The sequence below is a fragment of the Scytonema sp. PCC 10023 genome (genome assembly GCF_963920835.1).
In the GTDB taxonomy this organism is placed as follows: Bacteria; Cyanobacteriota; Cyanobacteriia; order Cyanobacteriales; family Nostocaceae; genus Kalymmatonema.
Map to the genome: position 1 here is coordinate 1 of NZ_CAWUDP010000097.1, position 14,995 is coordinate 14,995.

A 14,995-nucleotide genomic window follows, 5' to 3' on the forward strand; every position below is an offset into this window, starting at 1 on the left:
AGCTTCTCCACGCCTGTCGCCGACTGCACGAAACAACGGAAATGCTTGGTTGTAGAATTGCAGTGCTTTTTGTTTTTCTCCTAAAGCGTCGTAAACTGCGCCGATATTATGGAGTGTTGTAGCTTCTCCACGCCTGTCGCCCACCGCACGATACAAAGGTAGTGCTTGGTTGTAGAATTCAAGTGCTTTTTGTTTTTCTCCTAAAGTGTCGTAAACTAGCCCGATACCATTGAGTGTTGTAGCTTCTCCACGCCTGTCGCCGACTGCACGAAACAACGGAAGTGCTTGGTTTAAGTATTCAAGTGCTTTTTGTTTTTCTCCTAAAGCGTCGTAAACTACCCCGATATTATTGAGTGTTACAGCTTCTCCACGCCTGTCGCCCACCGCACGATACAACGGAAATGCTTGGTTGTAGAATTCAAGTGCTTTTTGTTTTTCTCCTAAAGTGTCATAAACTAGCCCGATATTATTAAGTGTTGCAGCTTCTCCACGCCTGTCGCCGACTGCACGATACAAAGGTAGTGCTTGGTTGTAGAATTCAAGTGCTTTTTGTTTTTCTCCTAAAGCGTCGTAAACTACCCCGATATTATTGAGTGTAAGAGCTTGCTTTGCTTTATCCCCCACTTTCTGCCACAGTTGCAAAGCTACTTCATATTTTTTTCTCGCCTGTCTTAGTGATTCTGCGCTACCTTCTTTGAAAAATGTAACTCCTTCATTAAAAGCTTTTTGTGCCGCTGCACGAGTTGCTTGTTGAGAATTAGTTTCTGGTAGCTGTGCTATCTGCAACTCTCTACCTTTCAGCGTTGCCCCCACTGAGTCGGACAGCAAAACCACAGCCATCAACACAGCTAAACTGTAACGATAAAACTTAGAAAACGAGCAGCAAAAAATACACTGAAGCTTTGCACTTGTGTTCATCCTTAAGCCTCAATAATTTATCAATGACAGCGATATTCCTGCGATCGCGAATCCTGATATCAGTTGTTTATTGAATTGTTTGAGAAATTCTCCGGAGAATTTAATGTTGATTGTACGAGGCTCCTCTACGCAAGCCAATATGGTTTCTGTTTTAGAAACAAAATTTCCTTAAATCTTCAGAATTACTCTTTGTGGCGTTGTTTATTGAACACATTCTGGATTTCTAGAAATGGCGGTAAAACAGCCTAAAATCAAGCTAATTGTAGGTTGAATAGAGCGATCGCATAACCCAACAACGCAAGGAAATCAAATGGAAAATCTAACTTCCTCCCCCGCGCGGTTTCACAGGCACACAGTACTATGAGTTTTGTGGGTAAGTTGAGGTTATCAGCTGAAAATCCCATAATTAGCACAACACATTTATATGAAACTATAGAATGGTGTCCCAATGATGAGCCACCAAGCCTTGTGGAAACATTACTTTGGTGGTGGGTTGTACGTCCTTGGGAGCTGCTATAGCGCTTGAAGCACCTCAAGAATTAAAGGAAATTATCAGTCAATACATTTTGAAAAACTAGATAAGCTATAAATAAATACGTCCGTTGTGCAATGTTTACGGAGATTTCGCCCATATGAAACTGAATCAAAACTGATAACTTGATAAATTTAGAATTCAAGAAATTAAATTTTCATGAAAAAGGAGCACATTTATATGGCGTATAAAGTCAGCATTGTTATTGAAAAAGATGAATATGGATATTATGCTTATTGTCCTGAACTTCCAGGCTGTCAATCTCAAGGTGATTCGTTAGAAGAAGTACAGACACATATCAAAGAAGCAGTTGAAATTTATATAGAAACATTGTCAAACTCAGAAAAACAGGCGCTTCAGAACAAGGAAATATTAACAATGATCTTGGAGGTGAAAGTTGCCTAAAATTCCGCGCTTAACTGCGAAAGAAGCTGAAAAAGTCTTACTAGATGCAGGGTTTATTTAGATTATAAGTAAAGGGAGTCACAGAATTTATTGTCGAGAAGAAATAAGAGTTGTGATTCCTTTTCATTCAGGAAAATTGTTGCACGCAAAGATAGTTAAACAGGTTCTACAAGCCATTGATACCTCTGAAGGTGAAAGGACACCAGAAGACACAGGAATTGATACAAATGAATTAGATGAAATTTGAGCCTACCTCACCAGTGAGCTACTCAGAGTATGCAATAAGCTGCTTGCATACACTATTTCTTTGCCAACCGTGCAATCATCTGATATGGAACGATTAAACCGGATTTTAGATTAGTTAATGCGGTGTGATGGGAAATGGTAAAAACCCCAGTCCGCCAAAAGTGCCTTTTGCCTCCCCTCTACCACGTGGTAGACGGGCTGGGGGTGGGGTGCTGTGGTTACGGCAAAATACGATTAAAATTACTAAACTAATATGGCATACAGCGATTTCACTCTAGAAAAAGTTAAACAAACTTTTCAAATCACTACTATTGAAGAAACTAATATTTTTGCGAATGTCCCTGATTTAGAATGCAGTCAATTATTAAAAGAAGTCCTTCAATATAATTTACCTATTGCTGTTGCAAGCAATAGTGAGAAAGCTCGGTCAGAAATGATTATTTCTCCAATTTTGCTAGACTTGAGACGACAGTTAAATAACCAGATAAATTTGTTTTCTGGAGTAGAATTTAATGTTGATCCTGCACAAGGTTTAAATGGTATTTGCGATTTTATTATTACCCGTTCTCCAGAAAGATTAATTGTGACAGCACCAGTCATTATTATTGTGGAGGCAAAGAAAGAAAATATTCCGGCTGGTTTAGGACAATGTGTGGCAGAAATGTTAGCAGCAAGAATATTGAACGAACGAGCGGGTAATGAAAATATGACAATTTATGGAACTGTCACGACTGGAAGCATTTGGCAATTTTTGAAACTAGAAGGGCAAGTTATCTCTATTGACTTAAGTGAATATTACCTGAAAGATGTCAATAAAATTTTAGGAATCTTAGCTAGTGGTATACGCTAAAAAAAATCATCGGTTACAGTTCCCCCAGATTGTGGCATAATAAGCCGAGCGCATTCACTACTAAGCTATACATCGTGCTATACAACGATAATGAACTGGCTGATCTCTTGCAACAGCCAGCAGATTTAACATTTGAACTGCCCGATCCAGAAGATGAGGGAATTCCAGAGACGGAATTTCAACAGCAGCTGGATATAGCTTGGCAGGTGTGCGATCGCTTTGACTTACAAACCGAAATCTGGCGGGGACGAATATTACGCGCCATCCGCGACAGAGAGAAAAAGGGCGGCGATGGACGGGGAACCGGCTTTCTTAATTGGCTCAAAGAACGGGAAATCAGCAAAAGCCAGGCTTATAGTTGGATTCAACTGGCAAACAGTGCTGATACGCTCTTAGAAGAAGGAAGACTAGAACCATCAGCTATCAATAACTTCAGCAAACGGGCGTTTGTCGAAACAGCCAAAGCAGCGCCAGAAGTCCAGCAGATGGTGGGTGAAGCAGCACAAAAAGGCGATCGCATCACCAGGCGAGAAGTGCGTCAAATCAACGACGAATGGACAGCGATGTCTTCCGAGTTGCTACCCGAACCAGTCAAGCAAAAAGCAGCAGATAATTCCCTTCCTCCCCGTTATCTTGCACCACTGGTGAAGGAGATGGAAAAATTACCAGAGTCTCACCAAAGCGCGATCCAAAAAGAAATAGCCCAAAATCCTGATGTGGATACTCTCAAACAAGTCACCACAGAAGCACGTAACTTAGCAAAATATCTCAAAGCCGCAGCTCAAGTCCAAGCGCTGACTGTCCAAGAGGTTGACATCGAAACAGCACTCATAGAAGCTCAAAGAGTGGGCTGTTTGAGCATAGCCGCTGACTTGGTGAATCAAGCATCCCAGCTAGAACAGATGATAGCCAAATTGTACATGGCTTGGAAGAAAATTGGTAATTTATCAGACCGTCTCTATGTAGATACGGGTGCAAGTACGCCACGTTTGCGAGAACTGCTTGAATGCTTGGAACCACTTGGTGGTGAAGTTATGGAATTACAACTGACTGGTGGGACTGAACACACTATTCGCCTGCAAATTCAGGAGACTAATTAGGGAGTCAGATGTGGAGGAGAGAGTATTTTTGATAACTTCTCCATACCTAAATGTCTACTGTGTCCCTGCTCACCTGCTTCGCAAATTTTTATTAAACAAGTAAGGGTTTTTGGATAGCGGGGAAATACTAGGAAGGATAAAATTACGGTGACCTCGTTGCATAGCAAAGCAAAATAATAATTTAATTTTATTCCTTAAGTTCTATCACCTACGTACTTTACAAGCAGGTAGTCATTGTCTGAAATGGCTTGGCTATGCCTTGCGTGGTTTAGCTATTTGCTGAGCCTTTGGTTTACGATAGAAACAATTTGTTAAGATTCTTTTCTATTTTTATCCCAATACGGTTCAGATAAGACCAGAACCCTTATCAGGAAGACGATGTAGAGACGCGCCATGGCGCGTCTCTACACACATGATTTTTTACACATCAACCTTAACTGAACCGTATTGATTTTTATCCCAGAAGTGCATGAGTTGATTTTGCTTACACCTACTAAGAATATAGAAGAAAAACTCTTGTAGCTTAACTTCGGTATAAGCTTTAACATGAAAAATAATCGCAATTTATATAAAAGCTTGGATATCTGTAATGCAACAAAATCCTTTTATCGTAGGACAGACAGTTCCTCCAGAAAGTTTTGTAGGGCGGAAATCTGAGATTGATGCTGCATTTGATCAAATTTTCAATCGCAGTCACTTAGCAATTTGGGGTGGACCAGGAATGGGCAAGTCCTCTTTTTTGGAAAAAATTGCTTCACCGCAAGCTTGGGAAGAACGTGGAGAAGATCCATCCAAGGCTGTGATTGTTCGTTTTAGTTGTCAGAGTATTAATCCCTTCACTCCCTCTGGTTTTTGGAAAGAAGTTTTGATTGGCATGAGGGATCAGTTGGATACTGAACCTACCTTAAAGACTGAGATTGAGAAATTGTTGGAACAAGGGTTAACAACGAAAGATTGTTTGCGCCAAATACTGCGGAAACTGGGAAGGAAAGGAAAATTCTTAGTGCTGCTAGTAGATGACTATGATGCAGCTCTCCACGAAAATGAGCAATACACTCAAGCTGATATGGTGACATTCTTAAGCGAGTGTCGTAACTTGGCTTACCACTGTCAGGAGAGAAAATATCTCTCAATGATTGTTACTTCGCTCATGCGCCTCAATGAACTTGGTCCTCCCCTTAGTCCAGCCAGTTCTCCGTGGTATAACCATTATCTCTTCCAGTCGTTGAAACTACTTACTGAGAAAGAAGTTGACCAACTACTTGGCATAGTACCAGAGACACCTCAATCACAACCACTACGGGACATCATTCGAGAAATTGCAGGTGGACATCCAGCTCTACTACAAAATGCTGGTTCTCTGTTGTACAGAGAGCTACGAACTGCACAAGGAACAGCACTGGATGCTCAAGACTTTGCCGGAAAATTTGAAAGCGATACGAAACAGATTTTTCAAAACATTTGGGACAGATGCAGTGAACAAGAGCAAAGTTTATTGATGCTGATAGCTTTGTCTAGCTTGAAAGGTCGTTTGCATAAGAACAGCTATGATTTAAGCGGTATTGACATCATCTTCAGCCAAAAAGAGCGAGAATTGACGAATTTAGAAGAACAGGGCGTGATCACCCGTACAGGATTGAGAAAAGAAGGAGAACTGACAAATTCACGCGAAAAACGCGTGATTATCCGTACAGAACAAGGAAATAAAAAGATTCTCTCTTTCACTTCCTCACTTATGGAGGAGTGGGTGATTCAAGAACTGGGGAACACCAATAATGAATCACTGGAAAAACGGCGAAAGGTGTTTCTCAAGTTGATGAGTCACGAACAAACCGAGAACGTCACACAAGCAATTCGCTGGTTGTGGAACCATACACAAGAGATATCCTCTGCCCTTGAATTGTTTGGTAAGTTGTCAGCTGCTTTTCCGAAAGGAGCCATTCAAGGCTTGTTTAACTGGATATAAGCACAAACGAGGAAAAGTGTGGTGGCTGGAAGTCAACAAAGAAATCCTTATATCATTGGTCGTCCAATCGATGAAGAAGAATTTTTCTTCGGGCGGGAAGGTCTATTCGGTTTCATCGAGGACAACCTGGTACAAAATGTCAAGGTTATCTTACTACACGGTCAACGGCGTATCGGTAAGTCATCTGTACTAAGACAAATTCCCTTATTTTTTCAGCAGAGGGAGTTCAATGAGTTTGTTTTTGTAAACTTTGACCTTCAAGATAAACCTTCGCGCTCCCTCAGTCAGATTCTGCACTCACTTGCAACAGAAATCCTCGACCTCGAATGCCTGGAGCACTTAAATACTGAAAATAGTCTGCTACTCTTGCTCTCAGCTACAGAGTTACAACCAAACATCTTTTCTCAGAACTTCTTAGCACGAGTGCATCAGGAATTGCGTGAGAAAAATCTGGTGTTATTACTAGATGAATTTGATGTTTTAAGTGATGATGTCCACACCCAAGGGGAAAACCGACAAGCAGATATGCATTTCTTTGCGTATCTAAAAGAACTGATTGAACAGCACAAAAAATTATTCATTATTCCAGTAGTGGGACGGAATCTGAGTGATATGCCAAAGCTGGTTGATTTGTTTGGGCATGCACCCGTTAACGAAATTGGTTTGCTGGATGAGCTAAGTGCTAAACGGCTCATTTCTAAACCAGTTCGGGATATTCTGGAATACGACCAGGATGCAATCAGAGCAATTCTGGAGCTATCAGCAGGACATCCCTATTTTACTCAAGTCATATGTCATGCTATTTTCCAGCAAGCAAGAGATGAAAACAAATCGCAGGTCACTCGCGACGATGTAAATAATATTGTAACTAGAGCAATTGAGAGTGCTGAAGGTGGATTAGATTGGTACTGGAAAGGACTGCCAACCCAACAGCAAGTCGTCTTCTCTGCCGTGGCAGAAGCGCAAAGCATAGCTATTGCCAACAGCCAGAGGGTTCCAGAAGACCCATTAGTGCTGCTTAAAAACTATGGAGTCCAAACAGAGTCGTTGAATCAAGCAGCGAACCAACTAGGTGGTGGCAACAATGACAATAGTTTCTTGGATGATACGGAACGTAGAGTCAAAGTAGAATTAGTCCGCCGTTGGTTAATCAAACGTCATCCTTTGCGGCAAGCGATATTGGAATTGGAGAAACTTAAGCAAGAAGAAATTAATCTCCTTTTAGAACAAGCAGAGGCACTGCGTCAAAACGGCAAAACACAAAATGCTCTGGCTTTTTATGAGCAAATTTTGACGCTCAATCCTAATCACTTCAGTACAGTAGTGAATCTGGCTCAAGTATACTTGGAGGTGAAAGAGTTCGATAAAGCCGTGGAACTATACACGCGAGCTTACCAATTTGATCGCGCACGTAACAAAGATGGACTGTTGCGTGCGCTTGCTGCCTACGGAGAACATTTGCTCACGCAACGAGAGTTGGTAAAGGCAAGAGAGCAGTTTGAGCGAATCTTGGAAATTGAGCCTAGAAACCAATTAGCAGAACAGAAACTGCAAGAAATCTCTAATATTGAAGCTAGTGCTACTCAACCACCACTCCTGCCAGGTCTACCAGGCGAGTGGATTATTCCACATTTGCGTTGGCGAATTCCGTTACGCCGTACAGCAGCAGTGATAGGAATAATTGCCCTTGCTGGTATTGGTTTTTATCGGGTGTCAACGCCATGTTCTGCTGGTCAACAGAAGGTATTTTATGTTGGTTGCAAACTAGATGAAAGAAAAATTAGTCGTGGTGAACGCACCTTCTTTCCTAAGATTCAAAACTCTGCTCGTGACAAGGGCATTCAAGCTTTTGAACAAGGCAAATACTCCGATGCGGCAGAACATTTTAAAACAGCTACAACGGCTAAGCCCAATGACCCAGAGGTACTGATTTACTACAACAATGTCCGTGCCAAGCAACAACAAGGTACTCCTTTCACAATCGCAGTGGTTGTGCCAGCAAAACAACAAGAGCAGGCTCAAGAAATATTGCGAGGTGTGGCGCAGGCACAACATCAGTTCAATGAAAAAAAGGGATTAAAGGGTCGATTATTGGAAATTGCGATCGCCAACGATGATAACGAACCGAGTAATGCGAAACAAGTGGCTGCGGATTTGGAGAAAGACCCATCTGTACTGGCAGTGATTGGACATAACACTAGCGATGCTACCAAAGAGGCATTAAATACATACAGAAACGCTAACTTAGCCATCATCTCTCCCACTAGTACCAACACATTATTAAATGACAGCGACAATGGTGTTTTCTTTCGGACGGTACCTTCTGATGCTGCTACTGGAGAGAAGTTAGCCACGTATGCTAAAAAGTCCCTTGGTATCAACAATGTTGTCATTTTCTATAATTCCGGTAGCAGCTATAGCAACAGTTTGAGAGAGGAATTTACAAAGAAATTTGAAGACCCATTAAGGAATAGAATTGTTAAGAAAATTGATTTAAAGCACTCAAAACTAAATGAGTGGAAAGATGAACTTGAAAACAGTGTGTATCAACAAGACAACGCACAAGCCGCTGTGTTATTTCCAGGCACGGAAAGCACTTCTAAGGCACTCGAGTTTGCCTCACTTGTTGCCGAGATCAATACTAGACTTAAAAACCGACCTAACAACCAAGGGCGAAAAGAGCTAAAGTTGTTGGGTGGGGATGCCCTATATAGTGAGAAAAATTTGCAACTAGGCGAAAAATCTATTGAAGGCTTGATTCTAGCAGTCCCCTGGTTTAGGGAAGCACCACAATCAAAAAAATTTGCACAAGCAGCACAGAAGCAATGGGGAGGACCAGTTAGCTGGCGCACAGCTACTAGTTTTGATGCTACGCAGGCTTTGATTAAAGCTTTACGTCCCAGTGGCGATAGGTCAACAGTTATGATAAATCTAAAAAATCAAGATCTTCTAACAGTTGAAGCTGGTGAAACTTCTGGAGAGATTTTAAAGTTTGATTCAGAAGGAGAAAGCCAAAATAAACCTGTCCTTGTTAAGGTTGTTGGAGGTAAATTTGAATTAGTGAAAGAGTAAAGATGAGCCAGGGTGATCTTAAGCTGTTCTTCACAATAAGACGATCAGTAGCTTAGTAAATTGAGAACTATTATGACCTATTCAACGACTCGCCGCAATCCTTACATCATTGGTCGCCCAATCGATGAACCGGAATTGATATTTGGACGAGAAGCTCTGTTCGGCTTTATTGAGGACAATTTAAGACAAAATGTCAAGGTTATCTTGTTACATGGTCAACGACGCATAGGCAAGTCCTCTGTACTTCGTAATATTCCTAACTTTGTTGCACCAGATGATTTTGTCTTTGTTCCCTTCGATTTACAAGACAAAAGTGGTAAATCTCTCAGTAATATCTTGGAAACTCTTGCGACAGAAATATTAGACTACCTTGAACTGGCTCAAGATAGTATAAAGCTACCTTCAACTACAGATTTAGAAAAAGACCCATATATTTTTTCCAGCCAATTTTTACCTAAAGTTTTTAAAGAATTACAAGACAAAAAACTAGTATTATTACTGGATGAGTTTGATAGTTTAACGACAGAAGAATCTAGCTCATTAGTTAAAAAAAATTTCCCTTATCTACGCAATATCACTTTACAAAATAATCTCTTTATCATTCTACTTGTAGGACAGAAACCAGAAGAACTGCCAACTATACTTGAAGTATTTAAGGAAGCACCTATCCAAGAAATAGGTTTGCTGGATGAGCTAAGTGCTAAACGGCTAATTACTAAACTCGCTCAGGGTGTGCTCGAATACGAGCCAGATGCGATACGAGCAATTTTAGAACTGTCTGCAGGACATCCATACTTTACACAAGTCATTTGCTTTGCTCTATTTGGAAGAGCGCGGGAACTACAAAACTGGACTATCAACCGCAAAGATGTTGAGGGCATTGTAGACAAAGCAATTGAACTTGCCGAGGCAGGGCTGGCATGGTTTTGGAACGGACTGTCTATCCCAGAACAAGTAGTGTTTTCAGCTGTGGCGGAGACTCAAAAGATAGCGATAGCGCTAGCCCAGGAAGATTCAGAAGCTGACTTTTCACGTCATGTCGAAAAACCAACGCGAAACCTAACCCCCCAGCCTCCTTCCCTACAAGGGAAGGGGGAGAATTTAAAGCCTCTCTCCTTGCAGGAGAGAGGTTTGGAGAGAGGTTTTCCAGATCCCGTGAAAAGTAAGGATTCAAAAGAAGCATTAATGCTGCTTAAAAGCTATGGAGTTATCCAAACAGAACAACTAGTTCAAGCGCTAGAACAGTTAACCAAAGACGGTTTTTTGGACAATACAGGACATAGAGTCAAAGTTGAATTAATCCGCCGTTGGTTAGTCAAACGTTACCCTCTGCGGCAGGTGATATGGCAACTAGAGAATTTAGAGGAAGAAAAAGTTAATTTCCTCTTGAAACAAGCAAGAGTAATGTCTGAACAGGGCAAAAAACAAAATGCACTAGCTGTTTATGAGCATATTTTGAAGCTCAATCCTAATCACTTCAGTACAGTAGTGGCTTTGGCTCAAGGATATTTTGAGATAGACGAGTTCGACAAAGCCGTAAAACTATATACACAGGTCTACGAAGCTGATCCCGCACGCTATAAAGATGGATTGTTGCGTGCGCTTGCTACCTACGGAGAAAATTTGCTTGCGCAACGAAACTTAACACAAGCAAAGGAGCAGTTTGAGCGAATCTTGAAAATTGACAAGGAAAACCCAATAGCATTGGAGAAACTGCAAAAAATTACTCTAGCGGAAACTGAATCTACAATAACAAATCCACCAACTAATTTTTTAGCTCGTATTCCAACTCCTGCCTCTAGGAAAGCTTTGGCTAGAACAAGTAATAGTAACCAGTATAGCCAAAAGTCTTACAATCAACTATTTCCTATCGCTGCAATAGCGGTGGCGACAGGAATATTATCCTTTGTTGGTTTTGGCCTTTATCAATGGTCAACACCCTGTTCTGCAGGTCAACAAAGGGCTCTAGGTAATGGTTGTGTCGTCAGCCAAAGTATTAATATTAGTCGAGGCGAGGGCACCCTCTTTCCAAAAATTAAAAACCTTGCTCGTGAACAGGGTATTCAAGCTTTTCGACAAGGCAAATACTTGGATGCGGCAGGATATTTTAAAACCGCTACAACGGCTAATCGCAGTGATCCAGAAGTACTGATTTACTACAACAATTCCCTTGCTAAGGAACAGGGTTCTCCTTTGACACTAGCAGTGGTTGTGCCCGCAGACAACACAGACATGGCTCAAGAAATATTGCGAGGCGTAGCGCAGGCACAAAATCAGTTCAATGAAAAAGGCGGATTAAATAATCGATTATTAGAAATTGCGATCGCTAATGATGATAACAAACCGAAAGTAACTCAAAAAATTGCTGATGAATTGGTGAAAGACTCTTCTGTACTCGCAGTGATTGGATATAACTCTAGCGATACTATTAAAACGGCACTTGACACATACAAAAAAGCTAACTTAGCCATCATCTCTCCTACTAGTTCCAGTACATTCTTGAATGACAATGGCAATCCTGTTTTCTTTCGGACAGTACCTTCTGACGCTCTTATTGGAGAGAAGTTAGCCACGTATGCCAAAAAGTCCCTCGGTATCAACAATGTTGTCATTTTCTATAATTCTGCTAGCAGCCATAGCAGCAGTTTGACAAAGGAATTTACAAGAAATTTTGAACAAATAAAGGGTCAAATTGTTCGGGAAATTGATTTAACCAACGCAGAACTGGATATAGAAACAGAAATCGCAAAAAGTTTGTATAGATCCCAGGTACAAGCTGCTGTGTTATTTCCAGATATACAAAGCACTCCTACGGTTCTCAACGTTGCCGCAGTTGTTGCCCAAAGAAATGCTAGACTCAAAAACTCCAACAGGCAAAAATTAATGTTGTTAGGTGGAGATACTTTATATAACAACACAATCCTACAAAAAAGAGGCAATGATCTTGAAGACATGACTCTAGCTGTTCCCTGGTTTAGAGAAACACCACAATCAAAAAACTTTGCACAAGCCGCAGCGAAGCAATGGGGAGGACAGATTAGCTGGCGGACAGCTACTAGTTTTGATGCTACGCAGGCTTTGATTCAAGCTTTGTCCCCTGATGCCTCTCGTTCAACAGTTCTACGAAGACTGCAAGATGTAAAAATTCCATCTAGCGAAACTTCTGGAGAAATTTTACAGTTTGATCTAGAGGGGCAAAGTCAAACTAAACCTGTCCTTGTTAAGGTTGTTGGAGGTAAATTTGAATTGGTGAAAGAGTAAAGATAAGTGCAGCTTTACTCTGATGCACATCTGTGTAGTATCATTTTACTAATTCTTGGAATTTTAATATTACTGTAGAATTCCAAAAAGTGACTAATTCTTCATGCCTGTTGTAGCAATACCGCAAATAAACTAACGCTGACCAACGCTGTACTTCTGCAACAGCCATCTGATTTTGAATTTCAACTGCCTGATCCGGAAGATACAGTTCGCTTGCAAACTCAGGAAACAAATTAGGGTGTGGGGAATCGCTATGAGGAAATCCCATTCCCTTTATCTTTAAGTCTTGGGAATTGCAGATAGTAACGCACGAAGCGCTTTGTTCACAGCTTCCGATGTTGTGAATACTTCAGCAACATCTGGATCGAGCATAACTGTCAAAGGAGTTTTTTCCTCGTGGCTAGTAAAACGGTTAGGACGGGCTTTACGATAGTCAAAGTTGTACTCTGGAAGCAAATCACTGTCTGGGTTGTTATCTGCTTCTGAAGCCTGTGAATTCTTCATAGTCTCTTCGTTCTTTTTTTGTTGCTAGACGTGCGCTAATAATGCGGATAACGTTTCCTCTTTCAGTAAAGCAGACCAACAACAGGCGGTTGTCTTGGTCATGTCCGATAATAATTTCTCGTTGTTCACCAACAGAATGCCATTCATCCTCGAATATGTAAGCAAGAGGATCGTTAAAAACTGTTGTAGCTAATTCAAAGCTGATACCGTGCTTTTGGAGATTCAGACTAGCTTTTTGATTATCCCACTTAAATTCTACATTCATGCTTTGATATCTGACGACCTGCTAGCTTCCTCTTCTGCCTAATTCTTCATCCCCGTTGTTGCAATACCCTGAATAAACTGACGCTGACCAACAAGAAATAGTAACATCACTGGTACAGTCGCGATGGTCACCGCTGCCATCATCAAGGGCCAATTGTTGGTAAATTGCTCCTGAAACTCTGCCAACGCCAGCTGCACTGTCCTCAATTCCGGGCGCGTTGTAAATACCAACGGTTTAAACACATCATTCCATTCCCCGATAAAGGTAAACAGAAACAGCGTCACTAAAGCGGGACGGGCTAATGGTAACATCACCCGCCACAAAATTTGTAGTCTGTTTGCCCCATCTATGGCGGCTGCTTCTTCTAACTCTACAGGAATAGTCAGGAAATATTGACGCAACAGGAAAATACCAAAACCATTGGCCGCTGTTGGTAAAATGAGCGCCCAATAAGTGTTTATCAGGTGTCCCCATTTTAATACCAAAAAAACGGGAATCACGAGTAACTGGAAGGGAATCACTAGTGTTGCCAGCACAATCAGCAGCAGCGCTTGCCTGCCGCGAAATTTCAGCCGTGCTAAGGCGTAACCAGCAAGTGCCGAAGTGATAATTTGAAAGGCGGTCACAGCGATCGCTACTAAGGTAGAATTAGCGAAAGCAAGTAAAAATTTACCTCTTTCCCAAGCATCACGATAATTGGTTAAAGACCAACCATTATTAGGTAAAACACTAGGAGTTGCGCCAGGAGGTGCAAAGGATGTCAAGAAGACGACAACCAAAGGTAACAAGACGATAACACCTCCCAGTAGTAGCACTCCTAGGCTCCAGGGAATTTTGAATTTAGATCCTTCGCTGCGTTCAGGACGCTTGGTGTTTTGGATTTTGGATTTATCATCTATAATTTCTCCCCTGTCTCCCACTCTTCCTCCTTTCCTCACCGTCGTATGAATTAGCTTGAACTAATGCCGCCAGCAAAAGCTAATCTAGAACATAGAGACTTGTTAAGTTAAATTAAACCACAGTTAACGTTGCCCTCAATTTTTGGGGTTAACGCAATTTTGGTATCCCATGATTCACATCACAGGAGTGAACGTACGATGCAGCAGCTTGCAGCTCAATCTGAAATTGACTTTCACAGCGAAACATACAAAGACGCCTACAGCCGCATTAATGCGATTGTGATCGAAGGAGAACAAGAGGCTCACGAGAATTACATCAAACTTGCTGAACTGCTGCCGGAAAATAAGGATGAACTGATTCGCCTATCGAAGATGGAAAGTCGCCACAAGAAAGGATTTGAAGCTTGTGGGCGCAATCTTCAAGTCACACCGGATTTGAAATTTGCTAAGGAGTTTTTTAGCTCATTACATCAAAATTTCCAAACAGCATCTGCTGAAGGTAAGGTTGTGACTTGCTTGCTGATTCAGTCTTTAATTATTGAATGTTTTGCGATCGCCGCATACAACATTTACATCCCTGTCGCCGATGAGTTTGCTCGTAAAATTACTGAAGGCGTAGTTAAAGACGAATACAGCCATCTCAACTTTGGAGAAGTGTGGTTGAAAGAACACTTTGAAGAATCAAAAGCTGAGTTAGAAGAAGCAAATCGCCAAAATCTTCCCATAGTGTGGAAAATGCTTAACTCTGTCGCCGAAGATGCTCACACTTTGGCAATGGAAAAGGAAGCTTTGGTGGAAGACTTCATGATTCAGTACGGAGAAGCCCTCAGCAATATTGGTTTCTCTACCCGCGATATTATGCGCCTATCCGCCTACGGACTGGCAGCAGTATAGATAAGAGAGACAACAAGACGCGCGGAGAAAGAAAATGTCCCCGCGTCACCCCGTCCTCAAGAAGTCGCCCCTCATTTTTCGTG

Annotated in this window: 14 protein-coding genes; 8 read left to right on the plus strand and 6 right to left on the minus strand. The window is 41.5% G+C overall.

The features are described from left to right. Both ACM0OZ_RS38135 and ACM0OZ_RS38140 read right to left on the minus strand, forming a co-directional pair. Positions 1-918: tetratricopeptide repeat protein (locus tag ACM0OZ_RS38135; RefSeq protein WP_414588046.1), on the minus strand; the 918-nt coding region annotated here is incomplete at its 3' end. Between the two features lie 251 nt (positions 919-1,169). Further along, complete coding sequence (locus ACM0OZ_RS38140) at positions 1,170-1,322, minus strand: hypothetical protein (protein WP_414588047.1); 153 nt, start codon at positions 1,320-1,322, stop codon at positions 1,170-1,172. A gap of 308 nt (positions 1,323-1,630) precedes the next feature. On the opposite strand from ACM0OZ_RS38140, the gene ACM0OZ_RS38145 reads away from it, so the two are divergent. The 7 genes from ACM0OZ_RS38145 to ACM0OZ_RS38175 all read left to right on the plus strand — a co-directional run bounded on the left by ACM0OZ_RS38145 (position 1,631) and on the right by ACM0OZ_RS38175 (position 12,350). Continuing rightward, positions 1,631-1,855, plus strand: coding sequence for a type II toxin-antitoxin system HicB family antitoxin (locus ACM0OZ_RS38145; RefSeq protein ID WP_414588048.1), 225 nt, complete (start codon positions 1,631-1,633; stop codon positions 1,853-1,855). Positions 1,856-1,919: 64 nt separating this feature from the next. Continuing rightward, positions 1,920-2,102, plus strand: a complete 183-nt coding sequence (locus ACM0OZ_RS38150) for a type II toxin-antitoxin system HicA family toxin (protein ID WP_414588077.1) — start codon at positions 1,920-1,922, stop codon at positions 2,100-2,102. A 252-nt stretch (positions 2,103-2,354) separates the two neighbouring features. After that, positions 2,355-2,951, plus strand: coding sequence for a hypothetical protein (locus ACM0OZ_RS38155; RefSeq protein ID WP_414588049.1), 597 nt, complete (start codon positions 2,355-2,357; stop codon positions 2,949-2,951). A 74-nt stretch (positions 2,952-3,025) separates the two neighbouring features. Beyond that, a complete protein-coding gene (locus ACM0OZ_RS38160; protein ID WP_414588050.1) occupies positions 3,026-4,051 on the plus strand; it encodes a hypothetical protein in 1,026 nt (341 codons plus the stop codon). Positions 4,052-4,640: 589 nt separating this feature from the next. After that, complete coding sequence (locus tag ACM0OZ_RS38165; protein ID WP_414588051.1) at positions 4,641-6,017, plus strand: AAA family ATPase; 1,377 nt, start codon at positions 4,641-4,643, stop codon at positions 6,015-6,017. A 21-nt stretch (positions 6,018-6,038) separates the two neighbouring features. Further along, entirely contained in the window at positions 6,039-9,089 is a 3,051-nt protein-coding gene (locus ACM0OZ_RS38170) for an ABC transporter substrate-binding protein (protein WP_414588053.1), read from the plus strand. Between the two features lie 2,232 nt (positions 9,090-11,321). Beyond that, on the plus strand, positions 11,322-12,350 hold the full coding sequence (locus ACM0OZ_RS38175; protein ID WP_414588078.1) for an ABC transporter substrate-binding protein: 1,029 nt from the start codon (positions 11,322-11,324) through the stop codon (positions 12,348-12,350). A 40-nt stretch (positions 12,351-12,390) separates the two neighbouring features. Here ACM0OZ_RS38175 and ACM0OZ_RS38180 read toward each other — a convergent pair whose 3' ends face one another. From ACM0OZ_RS38180 to ACM0OZ_RS38195, 4 genes are read right to left on the minus strand one after another with little or no spacing between them, the layout of a single operon-like run. Beyond that, positions 12,391-12,618, minus strand: coding sequence for a hypothetical protein (locus ACM0OZ_RS38180; RefSeq protein WP_414588054.1), 228 nt, complete (start codon positions 12,616-12,618; stop codon positions 12,391-12,393). A gap of 11 nt (positions 12,619-12,629) precedes the next feature. Beyond that, complete coding sequence (locus tag ACM0OZ_RS38185; RefSeq protein ID WP_414588055.1) at positions 12,630-12,854, minus strand: hypothetical protein; 225 nt, start codon at positions 12,852-12,854, stop codon at positions 12,630-12,632. Then, positions 12,823-13,119, minus strand: a complete 297-nt coding sequence (locus ACM0OZ_RS38190) for a BrnT family toxin (protein WP_414588056.1) — start codon at positions 13,117-13,119, stop codon at positions 12,823-12,825. Before ACM0OZ_RS38190 ends, ACM0OZ_RS38185 begins: the two co-directional genes overlap by 32 nt. 38 nt (positions 13,120-13,157) lie before the next feature. Next, a complete protein-coding gene (locus ACM0OZ_RS38195; protein WP_414588079.1) occupies positions 13,158-14,000 on the minus strand; it encodes a carbohydrate ABC transporter permease in 843 nt (280 codons plus the stop codon). A gap of 216 nt (positions 14,001-14,216) precedes the next feature. Between ACM0OZ_RS38195 and ACM0OZ_RS38200 the strand changes: the two genes are divergently transcribed. Next, positions 14,217-14,912, plus strand: coding sequence for an aldehyde oxygenase (deformylating) (locus ACM0OZ_RS38200; protein WP_414588057.1), 696 nt, complete (start codon positions 14,217-14,219; stop codon positions 14,910-14,912). Positions 14,913-14,995: the final 83 nt, after the last annotated feature.